At 72.4% G+C, this 18,474-nt stretch carries 15 protein-coding genes; 11 read left to right on the forward strand and 4 right to left on the reverse strand.

The genetic code is table 11. The features are described 5' to 3' along the window. Positions 1-9: 9 nt before the first annotated feature. Positions 10-2,022 carry a hypothetical protein gene (locus tag Mco01_RS13235; RefSeq protein WP_204057192.1) on the reverse strand — a complete coding sequence of 671 codons (2,013 nt, stop codon included), beginning with the start codon at positions 2,020-2,022 and terminating at the stop codon, positions 10-12. 398 nt (positions 2,023-2,420) lie between these two features. Between Mco01_RS13235 and Mco01_RS13240 the strand changes: the two genes are divergently transcribed. Next, a complete protein-coding gene (locus Mco01_RS13240) occupies positions 2,421-2,966 on the forward strand; it encodes a MarR family transcriptional regulator (protein ID WP_239103581.1) in 546 nt (181 codons plus the stop codon). A gap of 57 nt (positions 2,967-3,023) precedes the next feature. Here Mco01_RS13240 and Mco01_RS13245 read toward each other — a convergent pair whose 3' ends face one another. Continuing rightward, positions 3,024-4,763: a S8 family serine peptidase gene (locus Mco01_RS13245; protein WP_239103582.1), complete on the reverse strand. Its 1,740-nt coding sequence runs from the start codon at positions 4,761-4,763 to the stop codon at positions 3,024-3,026. A 197-nt stretch (positions 4,764-4,960) separates the two neighbouring features. On the opposite strand from Mco01_RS13245, the gene icmA reads away from it, so the two are divergent. The 5 genes from icmA (at position 4,961) to Mco01_RS13270 (ending at position 10,599) form a co-directional block, all read left to right on the forward strand. Continuing rightward, positions 4,961-6,640, forward strand: a complete 1,680-nt coding sequence (gene icmA, locus Mco01_RS13250) for a coenzyme B12-dependent isobutyryl-CoA mutase large subunit (RefSeq protein ID WP_204057193.1) — start codon at positions 4,961-4,963, stop codon at positions 6,638-6,640. Positions 6,641-6,784: 144 nt separating this feature from the next. Next, the gene (locus Mco01_RS13255; protein ID WP_204057194.1) at positions 6,785-7,702 is read left to right on the forward strand and encodes a tetratricopeptide repeat protein; all 918 of its coding nucleotides are present in this window, start codon (positions 6,785-6,787) and stop codon (positions 7,700-7,702) included. 41 nt (positions 7,703-7,743) lie between these two features. Continuing rightward, positions 7,744-8,373 (forward strand): cytidylate kinase-like family protein, encoded by a 630-nt coding sequence (locus Mco01_RS13260; protein WP_204057195.1) that lies wholly within the window; start codon positions 7,744-7,746, stop codon positions 8,371-8,373. Between the two features lie 137 nt (positions 8,374-8,510). Then, complete coding sequence (locus Mco01_RS13265) at positions 8,511-9,920, forward strand: NAD-dependent malic enzyme (protein ID WP_204057254.1); 1,410 nt, start codon at positions 8,511-8,513, stop codon at positions 9,918-9,920. Between the two features lie 103 nt (positions 9,921-10,023). Continuing rightward, positions 10,024-10,599 carry a YqgE/AlgH family protein gene (locus tag Mco01_RS13270; protein ID WP_036327350.1) on the forward strand — a complete coding sequence of 192 codons (576 nt, stop codon included), beginning with the start codon at positions 10,024-10,026 and terminating at the stop codon, positions 10,597-10,599. A gap of 92 nt (positions 10,600-10,691) precedes the next feature. On the opposite strand, the gene Mco01_RS13275 is transcribed toward Mco01_RS13270, so the two are convergent. Then, the gene (locus Mco01_RS13275; RefSeq protein WP_204057196.1) at positions 10,692-12,113 is read right to left on the reverse strand and encodes a cellulase family glycosylhydrolase; all 1,422 of its coding nucleotides are present in this window, start codon (positions 12,111-12,113) and stop codon (positions 10,692-10,694) included. A gap of 236 nt (positions 12,114-12,349) precedes the next feature. After that, complete coding sequence (locus tag Mco01_RS13280) at positions 12,350-13,015, reverse strand: TetR family transcriptional regulator (protein WP_204057197.1); 666 nt, start codon at positions 13,013-13,015, stop codon at positions 12,350-12,352. Between the two features lie 133 nt (positions 13,016-13,148). Here Mco01_RS13280 and Mco01_RS13285 point away from each other — a divergent pair, with 133 nt between their 5' ends. The 5 genes from Mco01_RS13285 to Mco01_RS13305 all read left to right on the forward strand — a co-directional run bounded on the left by Mco01_RS13285 (position 13,149) and on the right by Mco01_RS13305 (position 18,325). Then, on the forward strand, positions 13,149-14,714 hold the full coding sequence (locus Mco01_RS13285) for a DHA2 family efflux MFS transporter permease subunit (protein WP_204057198.1): 1,566 nt from the start codon (positions 13,149-13,151) through the stop codon (positions 14,712-14,714). Between the two features lie 77 nt (positions 14,715-14,791). After that, complete coding sequence (locus Mco01_RS13290) at positions 14,792-15,043, forward strand: DUF3039 domain-containing protein (RefSeq protein ID WP_036328960.1); 252 nt, start codon at positions 14,792-14,794, stop codon at positions 15,041-15,043. A 71-nt stretch (positions 15,044-15,114) separates the two neighbouring features. Further along, a complete protein-coding gene (locus tag Mco01_RS13295; RefSeq protein WP_204057199.1) occupies positions 15,115-16,416 on the forward strand; it encodes a zinc metalloprotease in 1,302 nt (433 codons plus the stop codon). 228 nt (positions 16,417-16,644) lie between these two features. Continuing rightward, positions 16,645-17,325 (forward strand): hypothetical protein, encoded by a 681-nt coding sequence (locus Mco01_RS13300; RefSeq protein WP_204057200.1) that lies wholly within the window; start codon positions 16,645-16,647, stop codon positions 17,323-17,325. A gap of 559 nt (positions 17,326-17,884) precedes the next feature. After that, complete coding sequence (locus Mco01_RS13305) at positions 17,885-18,325, forward strand: hypothetical protein (RefSeq protein WP_204057201.1); 441 nt, start codon at positions 17,885-17,887, stop codon at positions 18,323-18,325. The last annotated feature ends 149 nt before the right edge of the window (positions 18,326-18,474 follow it).

Genomic DNA, 18,474 nt, shown 5'->3' on the forward strand with positions numbered 1-18,474 from the left:
GTCGCGATCTCACCTTTCCATCCCGTCCACGGGGAGAAGTTCCGGCGGCACGAGGCCGGGCTCGGCCGGCGGCGGCGACGCGGACCGGGTGGGGACCTGCCGGGAGACGCCGGATCCGGCGCCGGTCCCGCCCCTGCCGCCGGTTCCGGTCCCGGCCTTGGCGGCGCCGGTCCCGGCCTTGGCCGCCGTGCCGGTTCCCGCCTTGCCGCCGGCGCCGGTGCCGCTGCCGGTGGCGCTGCCGGCCCCGGCCTTGGCGGCGGTGGGCGTCCTGGCGCCGGACGCGGCGCCGGTCCTGGCGTTGGACGCGGCGGGCGTCGCGCCCGCCGCCGAGCCGGTCGAGCCGTTCGAGCCGGAAGAGCCGGCAGAGCCGGACGGGCCGGACGACGGCCGGTCACCGTGCCGGTGCCAGCCCCAGTGAGGGTGGCGGTATCGGGGGTCCCGGTTGAAGCGCGGACGGTGCGGGAAGCGGTGCCCCCACGGGCGCATGCTCGCGTACGGACTGCCCGACTGGGAGGGGAGGCCGGACGAGGGCGCGGAGGACGGATCGTCCGAGGACCCCGGGGTCGGCTCGGGTGACTGCCCGCCGGGTGTGGTCGGCTGCCCGGGCGAACCGGGGGGTCCCGACGTTCCGGGCGTACCCGGCGTGCCGGGAGCGCCGCTCGGGATCCCAGGAACGCTGGGCGACCCCGGCCCGCTCGGCGGCCGGCCCGGGACGGACGGCGGCCGGGCGGGCGACGTCGCCGGCCTGACCGTGTACGGCGGCGTGGGGGCGACCGGATAGGCGCCCGGCGAGTACGCGGCGGCGGGGTTGACGGGGTAGCCGGTGATGCCCGGGTCGCTCCGCCGGGAGCCGCCGCCGAAGTGCCTGCTCTGCAGCCCGCAGGAGACGAAGTCGGAGTAGAACATGCGCAGCCAGTCGTGCCGCTGGGCCTCGGTGAGCTCGGAGAACCACAGGGCGGCGATCCGGTGCTCGGCGAGCGGGCCCGGCGGGAGCGGGTTGCCGCGCAGCCACGCCACCACGATCGCCCGGTAGCCCGCGGCGACCCGGCCCGGGCACGGCCGGGCCAGCCGGTCGAGGAACTCGGTGGCCGCCCGCTGCGCGAAGCCGGTGCCCAGGTCGTCGAGGTGGATGACCACCACCCCGGGCGGGGCGGGGGCGTCGTCCCCCGGCGCGCGCTGCTCGACCCGCCGGAACTCGGCGGGGGTGCCGGCCAGCCGGAGGGCGAGCGGGGTGAACACCTCGGCCAGGTCCGGCAGCCCGCCGCGCAACGTGGGGCGCACGCACACGCTGATCGGCCACTCCTGGCAGCTGTACACGATGCGCTCGCTGGCGGCCATCGTCCGCGGCTCGGCCACCAGGCGGGCCGCGCCGGTGCCCGCCGCCAGCACGGCGGTCGCGGCCGCCGCGAGCGCCAGGACGCGGCGGGTGACCAGCGCCACCCACCCGAGCAGCAGCGCCGCGCTCAGGCCCAGCAGCCACAGCGTCTGGTTGGCGAAGGCCGTCTCGCTGACCCCCGCGAACAGGTCGTACGGCTCCCGCGTCGTGGGCGCCAGCCGGACGGCCCACGCCGAGCGGTCGGCGAGCAGGGTGAACAGGCCGTAGGTCCCGGCCCCGGCCAGGACGGGGGTCACGGCGAAGGGCAGCAGCCAGCCGGCGATCCAGCCGACCACGACGTACAGCGCCAGCCCGGCCACGGACATCGCCAGCCCGCCCGGCATGAGGGGGCCCGACTGGCCGGTCAGCGCGGCGCGCAGCCCGAGCAGCGCGACGGTCGCGCCGAACGACCCCGTGACGAGCGCGAGGATCGCCAGCGGCGCCGTGGCGGCCCGCCACGGCGTCAGCGCGTGCCCGCGCTCGGCCCGCCGCCTGCGCGTCGCGACCCACGCCGCGAACGCCGCGGCCACCGGGCCGGTCAGCCGCAGCGAGCCGATGACGCCCAGCACGATGTCGTCCCAGTCCATGAAGCCAGGAATGAGGACGCTCCACGCGGCGACGAGCCCGAGCGCGAGCAGCACGGTCACCACGACGACCGTGCCCTGCCTCAGCTCCCCACGTGGACCGCCCCTGTGGTCACCCACAGCCCGGCGCGGCCCCCGGCCACGCCGTCATCGGCGTCCGGCGCGCATGCGGCGCCGGGACAGCGGTGCTGCCCATCGAGAAAACCCCCCGTGTCTGTGTGAGTGGCCGGCGTCGGACCGCGCCCTTCCCCGTGACGCCTGTCCGCCGGACGAGCTCGTCCCGCCTGCGGTTAGCAGACGCGACTCCCCGTGCCGCCGGGTTTGCCGCCGCCTCACCTTTCGACGTGGCAACCATAACGGAGCGTGACCCTGAGGGAGGGAGTTCTGGGGTCAAGGAATGAATCCGGTTACGCTACGTGCGCCGGTCGATCACTCCCGGGGCCGCGCTACCGTATATCGCTGTGTCCGTCCCGCCCAGTTCAGACCATGTGCCCGCCGGCGGCGCCAGGCCGCTCAAGCTGCCGTTCGACCCGATCGAACGGGCGGCCGCGACCTGGCGCGAGACCTTCGGGCCGTCGTCGGCCATGGCCGCCGTCACCTCGATCATGCGGGCCCACCAGATCCTGATCGCCCAGCTCGACGGGCTGCTGAAGCCGTACGACCTGACCTTCGCCCGGTACGAGGCGCTGGTGCTGCTCACCTTCAGCAGGACGGGCGCGCTGCCGCTGTCGAAGATCGGCGAACGGCTCATGGTGCACCCGACCAGCGTCACCAACACCGTCGACCGCCTGGAGCGGGCCGGCCTCGTGCGCCGGATGCGCAACCCGAGGGACGGCCGCGGCGTGCTCGCCGAGATCACCGACGAGGGCCGTGACGTCGTCCGCCGGGCCACGGGCGACCTGATGGGCGCCGGCTTCTGCATGGGGATGTACGAAGAGGACGAGCTGGGGGACATGTTCGACCTGCTGAAGACCCTGCGCGTATCCGCGGGCGACTTCAGCGTCTGAGACGGCGGACGGCCGCCGCGCCAGGTGCGCGGCGGCCGTCCCGGGACGCGGACGGGGTCAGCGTCCGACGGCCCGCAGGGCGTCGACGATGCCCCTGCCGTAGAAGCCGTTGTTCTGCGGCGTCCCCTCGCAGGTGTGCGTGGCGGTCACCGTGGTGCCGTTCGGCAGGTGGCGGACGTAGGTGTAGGCGGGCGGGTTCGGGCAGGGCGTCGGGGTCGCCGTGCCCTTGAGGACGCCCTCGACGACGTCCGGGTCGAGCGTCAGGCCGCCGTGGACGTGGTCGCGGTGGCCGTACCGGCTGACGATCAGCGCCGCGACGCCGGCAGCGCGCGGCGAGGCCATCGAGGTGCCCTGCAGGTACTGGTAGTAGCCGCAGGTCGAGCCCTTGCAGTCCTTCACGACGTACGGCACTGTCGGGTCGCCGTTGGCGTCGATCTCACCGTTGGCGACGGCCAGCGCCTTGGGATAGGCCGCGAGCGTGGCCTTGGTGATGTCCCGCGTTTGGTCGGGCGTGTCGTAGACGTCGCCGCCGGGGGACGCGACGTCGATGTAGCCGTTGCCGTAGTCGGAGTAGTACGCCTTACGGGTGCTGATGCCGGTGGAGGAGACGGAGATGACGTGCTCGCCCTCGCTCGGCATCGAGACGCAGCTCGCCGGGATGGTCCGGCTGCGGGGCTGCTGGCCGGCGAAGGCGGCGAAGTCCGGGCTGGAGGCGTCGACGATGGTCTTGGTGTAGTCGGTCGCCCCGTTTCCGGCCGCGGAGACCAGTGTGACGCCGTGCCGGTGGGCGTAGTCCAGCGCCCGCTGCACGGCGGCGATGATCGTCCGCTGGTCCTGCTGCTCCTGCGGCGAGTCGGCGGGGTTGTCGGTGCAGTTGAACAGCCAGGGGTCGACGTAGTAGCTCATGTTCACCACGTCGACGCCGATGTTCCCGGCGTAGGTCAGGGCGTCCACGGTCGGCTGGAGGAAGAAGTAGCCGGAGTCCTGGCCCGCCCGAAGGTTCACCAGCGTCACCTTCGGCGCCACGCCCGCGATGCCGAGACGGTTGATCGGGGAGGCGATCGAGGAGGCGACGTGGGTGCCGTGGCCGTCCTCGTCCACGTCGTTCGGGTCGGTGCAGGAGCCGTCGGGGTCGCTCTCACAGGGGCCGTCGATGACGGTGCCGTTGGCGTCGGCGGGCAGGTCGACGGTGAAGTTGCGGCTGAGCCGCCGGTCGAAGTTCGGCGCGATGTCGGGGTGCGAGCCGTCGATGCCGGTGTCGAGGACGCCGACCAGGACTCCCTTGTCGCCGGGCTCGTACGCGTGGGCCTTGTCGGCGTGGATCTGCTTCATGTCCCACTGCAGGTCCGCGAGCGGCTCGTCCTTGGCGCCGCGCCGCCACGTGGCGGGCGACGCGCCGTCCCGGCCCTCCTTCTCGACGGCCCTGCTCCTGGCCTGGGCGGCCTGCGCAGCGGCCCGCGCGGCCGTCGCGGACGCCTTGGCCTCGGGCGGCACGCTGCCGATCACCCGGTTGCGGGCCACTCCCTCGATGGCGGCGGAGCCGCGGAGGGCGTCGGCGAAGCCGGCGTCGCCCGTCCTGACCGTGGCCAGTCCGACATCGGTGTTGACCGTGACGACGCTGCCGCCCGCGGCCTCGATCGCCTTCTGGGCGTCCGCGGGGGCGGCGCCCTCCTTGTAGAGCACCAGGTACTCGGTCTGCTCTGCCGAGCCGGCGGCCGTGGGGACGGCCTGCGCCGGCGCCGTCAGGGCCGCCGCGATCATCGCCGCGGTCGCGGCGACGACTGTCACGCGCTTCACATCCACCTCCGTGTGGATTCTCGGGGGGCGTTGCCCATCGTTGAAGAGATCGGGGGTCTGTCATAGATCCGTAAGAATTCGCGACCAACGTGTGACATGAGCGCGACGCGGGCGAGGTTCCGGAGGGGAGGCCTGGTGGCAGGAAACTACTAGGACGTCCTAGTATTTTCTCGACGACCACATCAGCGGAGGGGCGCATGGAACCGGAACCCACGAGCGCGGCGGCCATCGAGGCGGGCAGGGCGCGCTGGCAGGCGCGCCACGACGCGGCGTACAAGCGGGCGCGCGAGTTCCGGACCCTGTCCGGCCTGGACGTCGACCCGGTCTACGGGCCGCCCGGCGACGACCCCCGGTTCGAGCGCATCGGCTGGCCCGGCGAGTTCCCCTTCACCCGCGGCCTGTACGCCACCGGGTACCGGGGCCGGCCGTGGACCATCCGCCAGTTCGCCGGCTTCGGCAACGCCCGGCAGACCAACGAGCGGTACAAGATGATCCTGGGTGCGGGCGGCGGCGGCCTGTCGGTGGCCTTCGACATGCCGACGCTGATGGGCCGCGACTCCGACGACCCCCGCTCGCTCGGCGAGGTCGGCCACTGCGGGGTCGCGATCGACTCGGCCCTCGACATGGACCTGCTGTTCGACGGCATCCCGCTCGGCGAGGTCACCACCTCCATGACCATCAGCGGGCCCGCCGTGCCGATCTTCTGCATGTACGTCGTGGCCGCCGAGCGGCAGGGTGTTCCGGTCGGGCGGCTCAACGGGACGCTCCAGACCGACATCTTCAAGGAGTACATCGCCCAGAAGGAGTGGCTGTTCGCCCCCGAGCCGCACCTGCGGCTGATCGGCGACCTCATGGAGTTCTGCGCGGCGGAGATCCCCGCGTACAAGCCGCTGTCGGTCTCCGGCTACCACATCCGCGAGGCCGGGGCCACGGCCGCCCAGGAGCTCGCCTTCACGCTGGCCGACGGCTTCGGGTACGTCGAGCTGGGCCTGTCGCGCGGCCTCGACGTGGACGTGTTCGCGCCGGGCCTGTCGTTCTTCTTCGACGCGCACATCGACTTCTTCGAGGAGATCGCCAAGTTCCGCGCCGCCCGGCGCATCTGGGCCCGGTGGATGCGCGACGTGTACGGCGCCCGCACCGAGAAGGCCCAGTGGCTGCGCTTCCACACGCAGACGGCGGGGGTCTCGCTCACCGCCCAGCAGCCGGACAACAACATCGTCCGCACCGCGATCGAGGCGCTGGCGGCCGTGCTCGGCGGCACCAACTCCCTGCACACCAACGCGCTGGACGAGGTGCTCGCGCTGCCGTCGGAGAAGGCCGCCGAGATCGCCCTCAGGACGCAGCAGGTGATCATGGAGGAGACCGAGGTCGTCAACGTGGTCGACCCGCTCGGCGGCTCCTGGTACGTCGAGGCGCTGACCGACCGGCTGGAGGCCGAGGCGGAGAGGATCTTCGCGAGGATCAGGGAGATGGGCCGCGGCGACATGACGTCCGGCATCCTGCGCGGCATCGAGGACGGCTGGTTCATGTCGGAGATCGCCGAGTCGGCCTTCGATTACCAGCGCAAGCTGGAGAAGGGCGACAAGAAGATCGTCGGCGTGAACTGCCACACCTCGACCGTCGAGGAGCCGCTGGAGATCCTGCGGATCAGCCACGAGGTCGAGCTGGAGCAGCGCCGGGTGCTCGCCGGGCGCCGCGCCGCCCGCGACCAGGTGGCGGTGGACACCGCCCTGGCCGCGCTGGCGGCCGCCGCCCGGACCGGCGAGAACATGATCCCGCCCATGCTCGACGCCGTGCGCGCCGAGGCCACCCTCGGCGAGATCTGCGACGTGCTGCGCGCGGAGTGGGGCACCTACACCGAGCCCGCGCGGTTCTGACCGCCGTCAGGCACTCAGCGGGGCCGGGAAACCGGCCGGTCCAGGGCCCTGTCCGCCGAACCGCGGGCGGCGTCCGGAGGAACGGACGTCGAAGGAGGCGGGGATGGCACGGATCAGCCGCGAGGGTACGGCAGGATTGGGGGTATGGCAGCGGAGTTCTCTCGACCTGGATCGCTCTACGGCGCCGTGGACCTCGGCGCGCGCAAGCAGGCACTCGAAGCGCAGGCGCGGCGCGAGGCCGCCGGTCCCGCCGGGGCCGCCGAAGCGGACGTCGTCGACGTCACCTCGGCCACGTTCAACGCCGAGGTGGTGGAGCGCTCGCTGAGCGTTCCGGTGATCGTCGAGGCGACGGTGACCCGGGCCGAGCAGGTCCGCCAGTTCAGCGCCGTCCTGGAGAAGCTGGCCGCGGAGGCCGCCGGGGCGTGGGTCCTCGCCCGCGTCGACGTGGAGGCCGATCCCCAGCTCGCCCAGGCCCTGCGCATGCGGGCCGTGCCCACCGTCTACCTGGCCGTCCAGGGCCAGCTCATGCCCCTGTTCGAGGGGCCGCTGCCGGAGTCCCAGCTCCGGCAGGCCCTGGCGCAGGTCTTCGAGCAGCTCGGCATCGAGCTGGGCGCGCCGGCCGAGGCGGAGGCCCCGGACGAGCCGCCGCTCGACCCCGACCTCGCCGAGGCGGAGCGGGCCATGGACAAGGGCGACCTCGACGCCGCCGCGGCGGCCTTCGAGCGCCTGCTGGCCCGCTCGCCCGGCGACGAGGGCGCGAAAATCGGCCTGGCCGGGGTCGGGCTGTTCCGGCGCATCCAGGACCTCGACGCCGCCGACGTGCTCCGGCGGGCCGCCGAGGACCCGGCCGACCTCGACCTCCAGACGCAGGCCGCCGACCTGGAGATGGTGAACGGCCAGGTGGACGAGGCGTTCGACCGGCTCATCCGGCTCATCCGGCAGACGAGGGGCGCCGACAGGGACAAGGTGCGCCTCCACCTGCTCAACCTCTTCGAGGCGCTGCCCGCCGACGACCCGTCGGTGTCCAAGGCGCGCCGGGCCCTGGCGAACGCGCTGTTCTGAGCCCACTCGTACAAACCCAGATGTAGGGGCATAAAGGGGACGTGCAGGTCGTCACCCTCTCCGCGACGTACGGCACGGGCGGGAGCGTCATCGGCCCGGCGGTCGCCGAGCGGCTCGGCGTGCCGTTCCTCGACCGGGCGATCCCGGGCGCGGTCGCGCAGGACCTCGGGGTCACGCTGGAGGAGGCCCTGGCCCACGACGACCGCGCCGAGAGGGGGCTCGCCCGGCTGCTCCTGGGGATGACCCGGCTGCCCAGCGTGACGTGGGGCGGCGTGGAGGCCCACCTGCCCCCGTCGGCGCCGCTGACGCCGGAGGAGTTCACCCAGCGGACCGAGCAGGTCATCAGGGAGACCGCCCGGACGACCGGAGGGGTCTTCCTGGGGAGGGCCGGCGCCGTCGTGCTCGCCGACCATCCCGGGGCCCTGCACGTGCGCCTCGACGGGCCGCTGCGGCGGCGCGTGCTGCAGACGGCCGCCTTCTCCGGCGTCGACGAGCGCGAGGCCCGGCGGGTCGTCTGCGCCAACGACCGGGCCCGGGCGGCGTACGTGCGGCAGTTCTACCGGGCCGACCCGGCCGACCCCGGCCTCTACCATCTGGTGCTGGACAGCACCGTCGTCCCGGTCCCGACGTGCGTGGAGCTGATCGTGACCGCGTCGCTCTCTTTGGGCTGAATCACCCGGTCGGGGATGGCACGATGGATACACCCACGGAGCCGTCGAGCCGGGCGCGTGAGCGTGGCCCCGAGTGGCCCGCGCGGGAGCAGCCGGGTGAGCGCGGCCGGACATACCCCGCAAAGGAGCGGATGAACGTGGCCACCGTGCCCAGCGTTTCCTACTCGATCACCGTCCGTCTCGAGGTGCCCGCGGGGGGCAAGGCCGTCAGCCTGCTCACCCACGCGGTGGAGAACGCGGGCGGCGTGGTGACCGCCCTCGACGTCACCAACGCCGGCCACGAGAAGCTCAGGATCGACGTGACCTGCGCCGCCAAGGACGCCGACCACGTCCAGGCCATCGTCGACAGCCTCGGCGCGGTGGAGGGCGTGGCCATCCACAAGGTGTCCGACCGGACGTTCCTCATGCACCTCGGCGGCAAGATCGAGATGCAGTCGAAGGTCCCGCTGCGCAACCGCGACGAGCTGTCCATGGCGTACACGCCGGGTGTGGCCCGGGTGAGCCTCGCCATCGCGCGCAACCCGGAGGACGCGCGCCGCCTCACGATCAAGCGCAACTCGGTCGCGGTCGTGACCGACGGGTCGGCCGTCCTCGGGCTCGGCAACATCGGCCCGGCCGCCGCCCTGCCGGTGATGGAGGGCAAGGCCGCCCTGTTCAAGCGGTTCGCCGGCATCGACGCGTGGCCGATCTGCCTCGACACCCAGGACGTCGACGAGATCGTCCGCACCGTGCAGCTGATCGCGCCCGGCTTCGGCGGCATCAACCTGGAGGACATCTCCGCGCCCCGCTGCTTCGAGGTCGAGCGGCGGCTGCGCGACCTGCTCGACATCCCGGTCTTCCACGACGACCAGCACGGCACCGCGATCTGCGTGCTCGCGGCGCTGACGAACGCGCTGAAGGTGGTGGGCAAACGCCTGCCCGACGTGCGGATCGCGATGGCCGGGGCCGGCGCCGCCGGCACCGCCGTCCTGCGCCTGCTGCTCGCCGCCGGGGCACGCAACATCATCGTCTGCGACTACCTCGGCTCCGTGCACCTCGGCCGCGACGACCTCGACACGTCGCTCCGGTGGATCGCCGAGCACACGAACGGCGAGGGGTACGGCGGCGACCTGCGCGGCGCGGTCAAGGGCGCGGACGTCTTCATCGGCGTGTCCGCGCCGGGGATCCTGACCGGCGACGACGTCGCGACCATGGCCGAGGGCGCCGTGGTGTTCGCGCTGGCCAACCCCGAGCCGGAGGTGTCGCCCGACGACGCGAGGGAGCACGCCGCGGTGGTGGCGACCGGCCGGTCCGACTACCCCAACCAGATCAACAACGTGCTCGCCTTCCCCGGCGTCTTCCGCGGCCTGCTGGACGCGCAGGCGACCGAGGTCAGCCAGGAGATGCTGCTCGCCGCGGCCAAGGCCCTCGCGGCGGTCGTGAGCCGCGAGGAGCTCGGGCCCAACTACATCATCCCGAGCGTCTTCCACCCCGACGTGGCCAACGCGGTCGCGGCGGCGGTGCGGGAGTCGGCCGGGGGACGGCCCCGCGGCTTCACCGAGGCCTGATCCACGTCACGTTCCGTAACCATTTCAGACCGGTCGGTAATAGACGGCGGGCAAATAGGGGGTGACGTACCCGATTCGCCATTCCTCCCTCATCATGGGAAGTATGGCGGAAGCGATCTACGTCGGCGGGTTGCTCGTAGCGACGCCACTGCTCGACGACCCCAACTTCCGGCGTAGCGTCGTGCTCGTCCTGGAGCACGACGAGGACGGCGGCACCCTGGGCGTGGTCCTCAACCGGCCCAGTGAGATCTCGGTGACCCAGGTCCTGCCCTCGTGGGACTCCCTGGTCACCGGCCCCCCGGTGCTGTTCGAGGGCGGCCCGGTCCAGACCGACAGCGCGCTCGCCCTCGCCGTCGTGCTCAGCGGCGAGGAGCCGCTGGGCTGGCGGCGGCTGCAGGGCAGGGCGGCGGTCTCCCGCCTCGGCACGGTGGACCTCGACGCGCCCCCGGAGATCCTCGCGGGGGAGATCTCCCAGATGCGGATCTTCGCGGGCTACGCCGGCTGGACGGCCGGGCAGCTCGAGAACGAGCTGCGCGAGGGCGCCTGGTACGTGGTCGACTCCGAGCCGGGGGACACCTTCCACTCCGATCCCGAGACGCTGTGGCGCACCGTGCTGCGGCGCCAGCAGGGCGACCTCGCGCTGGTCGCCACGTTCCCCGACGACCCCATGCTCAACTAGCGGAGCGGGTCCGGCGCGCGTGGAGGCGTGCGCCGTGCGGATGTTGGGGGCCGGGCGCGGTCCCGCGCCCGGCCACCGGTCCCCGATCCTGCTCAGGCCGCCGTGCAGGAGGGCGACGGCACGCCGTTCGAGCCGTTCCACGACCCGAGGAATCCGAAGGTCGTGCTCGCGCCCGCGCCGAGCGAGCCGTTGTAGCTCACGTTCCCGGCGGTCACGGCCGAGCCGCTCGTCGTCACCGACGCGTTCCACGACTGGGTGACCGTCTGGCCGTTCGCGAACGTCCAGGTGACCGTCCACCCGCCGATGGCGGCGTTGCCGGCCTTGACCGCGACCTCACCCTGGAAGCCGCCGCCCCACTGGTTGACGACCTTGTACGTCGCCGTGCACCCCTTGGAGCCCGGGGACGGCGAGGGGCTGGTCGAGGGGCTGGGCGACGGACTGGGCGACGGACTGGGGGAGAGGCTGGGGGAGAGGCTGGGGGAGAGGCTGGGGGAGAGGCTGGGGGAGGGGCTGGGCGACTGCGGAGGGTTCCCGCTGTAGACCGTCGCCTCCTTCGCGGTCGCCTTGATGCCGTTGGCGCCGTTGAACAGCCGCTGTCCCCACGAGGTGAGCTGGCTGACGGTGAAGTTCGTCACCTGGTCGAGGTACTCGACGCCGCCGCCGTTGCCGCTCCACGACCAGCCGAGGTAGCCGATGCCCCGCGACTGGGCCTGCGCCATGATCGTGTCCTCGTCCGGGTCGCCGTCGGAGTGCATGTAGCCGAACTCGCCCACGACGAGCGGGAGTCCCGCGGTCTGGAACGCCTGCATGTAGTCGGTGACCTCGGCCGCCGTGTCGTACACGCCGTACATGTGGATGGAGAAGACGGTGTTCCTCTGGGGGTCGGCGTTGAACACCGCGGCGGCGTTGTCGCGCATCGTGAAGCTCCAGTCCTGGCCCCAGTTCGGCGCGTCGACCATGATCAGGTGCTGGAAGCCGTTGCTGCGCAGCCGGCTGATCGCGTTGCTGGTCGCGGCGGTCCAGCCGGAGGTGTTCGTGTTGCCGTACGGCTCGTTGCCGATGTCGATGACGACGTAGTTCTCCTGGCCGGCCAGCACGCTCTTGAGGCCGAGCCAGTAGGTCACCGCCTGGTCCAGCGTGTAGGCCGCGCCGTCCTCGCCGTAACCGGTGGTGTCGTGGTCCTCCAGAACGCAGATTAACCGGTTCTGCTTGCACAGGGAGATGACGTTGGCGACATCGCTCGCCGTGTTCGCCGTCCAGCGGCCGCCGCTCAGCACGACGCGGACCGTGTTGGCGCCGAGCGACTTGATGTTCGCGAAGGAGCCTGTCTGCGAGGGGAACCACGTGTGCGCGTGGCTGGTGCCCCGCATGACGAACGTGCTGCCGTTGGCCTCGAGGATCTTCGTGCCGCTGACGTGGAGGCCGGTGGCCGCCTGGGCGGTCCGCGTCAGGGCGGTCACCGACATCAGGAGGGCGAGGATGGCCGTGCCCACGGCGATGATTCGTGTTCTCATGCTCTACCTCGGGTGGGGGGATCGGCGCGCGTCCGGGCGCCGCACGCACGATAGGCAGGGCGGAGCGAGGCCGTACAGGACGCGGGCCGGCGCGCGGCCGAGGCGGCCCCGGCGCCTGCTGAACCGGTTCGGTTGGGCAGGTGCCGGGACCAGCGGGATCCCCGCAGACGCGGTCCTTCGCGGGGTCGCGTCACCCGGGCGGGACGGGTGAAACGTTCACCCGGGCCCGCGGCCCCTCATGTGGCCGGGGACGGCCGGGGGACGGTCGCCGCGGCCGTCTCGGGGGTGCCGGTGGCGGCGGGCTCCAGCCGGTCCCAGCCCGGGCGCAGGGACGCCGCGGCCAGATCCAGCAGGTCCTCGAACCGCTGCACGATCAGGCGCGGATCCTGGCACCCGCCGTAGCAGACGATGCCCATCGAGGCGAACAGCGACACGACGAACTGGGCGCGCAGGTCGTCCGGGCCGGCCCCCATCCGGCGGGAGACCTCGGCCACCATCTGCCGTTCGTTGTCCATCATCAGCCGCAACTGTCCCGCGAGCAGGGCGGGCGTGGCCTGGATGAGCTCCTGGAGCCGCAGGAAACGGGTTGCCTCGGCCGGCTCGAGCCCCCGTAGGATGCCGAGCACCGCGCGCATGGCCTCGGTGAGCGCGGTGAAGGGGGGCTCGTCCGCGGGGCGCGCGGCCAGTTCGGCGATGAAGACCTCGTGCTGGTCGGCCAGGAGCGACAGCGCGGCCTCCTCCTTCGAGGCGAAGTACCGGAAGAACGTCCTGGTCGAGACATCCACCTCCGCCGCGATCCGGTCGACCGTCGTCGCCTCGTAGCCCTGGGCCAGGAAGAGGTCGACAGCCGCGTCGATCAGGGCGGTCCTCGTCCGGTGCTTCTTGCGCTCGCGAAGACCCATGGCCGTCACCTCCTGGAAATTCGGGGTTCACACACTGCCAGATGTCACCGTATGTCGGATAAAAGGATTTGTCATCTGTCATCGACTGACATAAATTACGACGCGTTGACGAGGTCAAAGGGGGGAACCATCCATGGCTCAGGCTGTCGCCGTAGACGCCGAAGCGCCGCCGGGACAAGGGCTCGGCCGTCCGTGGCTCACGCTGCTCGCCGTCTCGCTCGGCGTCATCATGGTCATGCTCGACGGCACGGTCGTCGCGATCGCGAACCCGGTGATCGGGGTCGATCTCCACGCGTCGCTGTCGGACCTGCAGTGGATCACCAGCGGCTACCTGCTCGCGCTGGCGGTCTTCCTGATCACCGCCGGAAAGCTCGGCGACCTGTTCGGCCACAAGATGGTCTTCCTGATCGGCGTCGCCGGGTTCGCCCTGAGCTCGCTCGCCATCGGCCTGACCTCGTCGGTCGGCATGCTGATCGCCCTCCGGGTACTGCAGGGCCTGTTCGGCGCGCTGCTGCAGCCCGCCGCGCTCGCGCTGCTGCGGTCGGCCTTCCCCGGCGAGAGGCTGAACATGGCGATGGGGGCGTGGGGCGCCATCATCGGCCTGTCGAGCGCTGCCGGCCCGATCGTGGGCGGCCTGCTCGTGGAGAACGTGAGCTGGCAGTCGGTCTTCTTCATCAACGTGCCGGTCGGCGCGGCGGCCCTGATCTTCGGCCTGCTGGTCCTCAAGGAGAACAGGGCGAAGACGCTGTCGAGGGTCGACTGGCTGGGCGTGCTGCTGCTGTCGCTCACGATGTTCGCGCTGGTGTGGGCCATCATCAAGGCGCCGGAGTGGGGCTGGGGCGACGCCCGGACGATCGGCTTCCTGGCCGCCGCGGTGGTCGTCGGGGGCGTGTTCCTGTTCTGGCAGGCGCGCGTGCGTGAGCCGCTGCTCCCGCTCAGCCTGTTCCGCAACGTCTCGGTCTCCATCGGCACGGCGCTGATGATCCTCATGGCGTTCTCGATGTTCGGCGCCATGTTCTTCCTGACGTTCTTCTTCCAGGGCGTCCACGGGCTCAAGCCGCTGGACTCCGGTCTGCGGATGCTCCCGATGAGCGCCGGCATGATCGTCGCGTCCCCCATCGCGGGCGTCCTCATCGGGAAGCTCGGCGCGCGGATCACCATCGCGGGCGGCATGGTGATCACCGCGGTCGCGATGTTCCTGATGTCGCGGCTCGGCGTCGACGCTTCGTTCGTCGACAGCGGGATCCCGTTCGCTCTGCTGGCGTTCGGCCTGTCGCCGGTGTTCGTCGGCGCGACCGAGATCATCGTGGGCAACGCCCCCGAGGAGCTGAGCGGCGTCGCCGGCGGCGTGCAGAACTCGGCGATGCAGGTGGGCGGCGCCCTCGGCACCGCCGTCCTCGGCGCGATCGTGTCGGCCCGGGTGGCGAGCGTGTTCCCCGGACACCTCGGCCCGGCGGCCGCCGCGATCCCGCCGGCCCAGATGGAGGGACTCAAGAGCCTGGCCGCCGTCGGCATGGCCCCTCCCGGGCTCACCGGGCCCGCGGCGAAGGTCATCGCCGACGCGTCGCACCTGTCGTTCATGGACGGCCTTCACCTCGGGTTCGTCGTGAGCACGATCGTGGCCGTGGTCGCCGCGATCCTCGCCCTGTTCGTGCGCGCCGGCCGCAAGACCGAGGGCGCGGCGGTCCACATCGGCTGATCCCGCACCCGTCCGTACGGCTCCCGCTCACCCGCGGGAGCCGTACGTGTGCGAAGGGGTCAGTAGACTCGGTGACCGTGAGCAGCACGAAGATTCTTCCCGAGAGCGACACCACGCCGAGGCTGTCGCACGGCGACGGCGACCACGAGCGCTTCTCGCACTACGCCGACAAGAACAAGATCACGGAGAGCTACGTGACCGGCAACCCGGTCCGGGCCCTGTGCGGCAAGGTGTGGGTGCCCAGCCGGGACCCGAAGAAGTACCCGGTGTGCCCCGAGTGCAAGGAGATCTACGAGGGTCTGCCCAAGGGCGAACCGTCCGGCGACTGAGTGTCGGTCCGGGCCGGGCACCCCGCGGACGGCTAACGTCAGGCTCCTGACCAGCCGTATCGGGGGAACGAATGGCCCGGCGCTCGATCGCCGTCTTCTTCGCATGCCTGTGCGCCTGTGGCGCGCTGTCCGGCCGGGCCGACGCCTCGGCCCGTCCGGGGGCCGCCGGGGCGCACGCCCAGGGGGTGACCGGGGCCGAGCGCGTCGTCGCGTCCGCGCGCGGTCGCGGCGGACGGGCGGCCCGCCTGTCCGCCTGCGCCGCCCCGACGCGGCATCCCGGCGCCGAGGAGCTCACCCACGCCCTGGAGCCGCGTGACCCGGGCCCCGCCGAGGTCGCCCGGATGGACGCGGACCTGCGGCGCCGGCTCAGCGGATCGGCGACCACGGACGCCGCCCACCGCGACCCCGACGCCGTCCGGGAGATCCGGGTGCCGGTGTGGGTGCACATCATCAGGGACGGCTCCCTCGGGCTCCCCGACACCTCCGTTCCCCGCCAGATCGCCATCCTCAACCAGGCGTACGGCGGGAGGTTCGGCGGCGTGGACACCGGCGTGCGGTACACGCTCGCGGGCGTGACGCACACGGCCAACCGGGCGTGGTTTCGCGACCCGCTCGGCAACGAGGCCGCGATGAAGGAGAAGCTCCACGTCGGCGGCCCCGAGACGCTCAACCTGTACGTCGCGCAGTTGGGCGAGCTGGTGCTCGGCTACGCCACCTACCCGTACTGGTACAAGGACGAGCCCCTCCTGGACGGCGTCGTGATCGACTGGCGCAGCGTCCCCGGCGGGCCGCTCCGGCAGTTCGACCGGGGCTTCACGGCCGTCCACGAGATCGGCCACTGGCTGGGGCTGCTGCACACCTTCGAGAACGGCTGCAAGGCGCCCGGCGACTCCGTGGCCGACACCCCCGCCGAGGCGTATCCCACGACCGGCTGCCCGGCGAAGAAGGACAGCTGCCCCGCCTCCGGCGGGGACCCCACGCACAACTTCATGGACTACGGCCAGGACCGGTGCATGCGGGAGTTCACGGCCGGGCAGGCCGTGCGGATCCGGCAGATGTGGGACGCCTACCGCCGCCCGAGCCCCGCGGCCGCCGCCATCGCATCGTCCGCCGACGCCTCGTCCACCGCCGCTTCGTCCACCGTCCCGGCCGCGGTCGCCCCGCCCGCGCTCGCTCCCGCAGCCATGGCTCCGCCCGCGGTGGCTCCGCTCGCCCCGGTCGGTCACGCGGCGAGTACTTCGGCAGCCCTTGCTCACTCGGCGGGTGCTCCGCGCGCGGTCGCGCCGGCTGCGGTCGCTCCGCCCGCCTTCGCTCCGCCCGCCCTCGACGCCCCCGACGCCGCCGTCGCCCAGCCTGTAGCTCCTGGCCTGTAGCTGCGGTGCCTTCCGCCGCGCGGGGCCGCGGTGCCTCAGGGCACGCGGGCCCTGGTGCCGGTTTTTCGCGACGCCGGGTCCTCCGCCGCGTGCGGGCTGGGGCTGCACTTCGCCGCGGTGGGCGGTGACGGGTTCCGGGCGGCTGCGGGGGCCGTTGACGTCGCGGCGCGCGTATGAGTAACTCCTCAGCAGCGCTCATGCCCCCCATGGGCGGCTCCGGGAGGCTTCGTGGACGATCAGTGGACCCGCCGGGTCTGGCCGCCTGAGGGGCACGGGGAGCCGGCCCCGCAGGAGGAGGACCTGCCGCCCTCGGCCCGCTGGTACGGCACGCCCGCCCCGCCGCCTCGCCGGATGCCGCGCTGGCTCCAGCGCCTGCTCGTCGCGGCGGCCGCTCTGGTGGCCGCCGGGGCCGTGATCGGCGCGGTCACCGTGACGATCCTCGGCCGTGCCGAGAGCGCGCCGCCGCCCGTGGTGAGCGACCCGCTCGCGGGCGTGTCCTACACGCTGCCGCCCGGCTGGAGCGAGGGGGTGGTCGCGCCCGTCACCGGGTTCACGTCGGTCGCGGCGCACGGCGACCTGGCCACCGTGATGGCCCGGCCGGGGGACCGGGTGGACCCGCCCAACCTGCGCTCGGCCGTCATCGACCTCGGCGACCTCTACACGAGCCTGCTGCTCCACGGCGACACGGTCGAGGTGGTGGACGACCATGCGGTCACCGTCAACGGCCGTCCCGGCCACACCCGTGCCGTACGGGCCGCCTACCGCGACGTGGTCAACGAGCCGGCCTTCATGCGGGTGACGCTGCTCACCCGCCCGGACGGCGGCAGCACGGTCATGCTCGGGCTCGCACATCCCGACGATCCCCGGTCCCGCGCGGACATCGAGGCCGTGATGGCCGCCGCCCACTGAGCCCGCCCGCTGAGGCCTTCCTCCGGGGCGCCGGCCCGCAGGGACCTTCCGTACCCGCCGGCCCGGGGTTCGGACGCCTCCCGCCGGGTGGTGGCCCCGGCACATCACCATGCCGTGACTCGGTAACGCCCGGCCCTGAGGCGCCGGCCGGATGCGGCGAATTTGCGAAATGGGAAGCGAGTGGCTTTCGTGCCGACGGCACGGCATCGAGTGGAAATCGGCCACCGTGCTCGCCGTGCAATACGCGTGAATCGTCCCGGTCATTCCAGGCGAGAATCCGCCGAACGCCCTTGAAGAGAGTCGATGCCCTGACGTCGGGAAAGATGAGCATTATGCGGTCGCCCTTTTCGATAGGCGGAGCATCTGTTTGCCGTCACCCAATACGTGCCTCGCTGCCCAGCTTTTCCTCGACAGGTAACTTCGGGGACGCATCGCTAACGCGGTGACCCGGAAAGACCAACTCTCATATGGGGGGAATCAATTGATTTCTCGTAGGAGCAGCTCGGCCTCAGGCGCGCGTGGCGCCGTTCGCCTGCTGACGTTGGGCGCCGTTGCCGCGGTGGCCTCTGCAACTGTCGGACTGTCGGGCTCGATGGCGGCCGACGCCGCCACCGCGACGACGAAGGCCGTTCCCGGCGACCACAAGGTGAACGGGCCGGCCCAGGACCGGCAGGCGGAGAACCGGCCGGCCCTCGACTCGACCCTCGTCCGGGGCGTCGTCTTCACGGTCTCGGCGAACTACGGCGTCCCGTACGTCAACGACCCGCGCAGCACGCCGACCCGCTGGCAGAACCTGCGCCGGGTGCCCGGCAGCCAGGGCGCCTACGTGACCAACATCACGGCGACGGAGGACGCGAGGTCCACGACCCTCGCGCCCGCGCTGCGGATCACGGCCCGGACCTCCGACAGCCACATCTTCTACACCGTCTGCACCGTCACCTCGGCGCTGCCGACCACGGGTGCCCTGCCCTGCACCACGTGGGCGCCGCTCCCGGCCTGACGACTCCGCCGAACGGATGACGCCCTGGGCGGATCGCGTCCCCGGGCCTGACGGCTCCGGGGGCGGTCCGCCCTCGCGCGTCCGGTGGGCGGCGTAGAACAAGGGGTGAATCCGGGCCAGGATCGCGATCGGTCGGCATGTCTTGTCGG

The sequence above is a fragment of the Microbispora corallina genome (assembly GCF_016863035.1).
Lineage (GTDB): Bacteria > Actinomycetota > Actinomycetes > Streptosporangiales > Streptosporangiaceae > Microbispora > Microbispora corallina.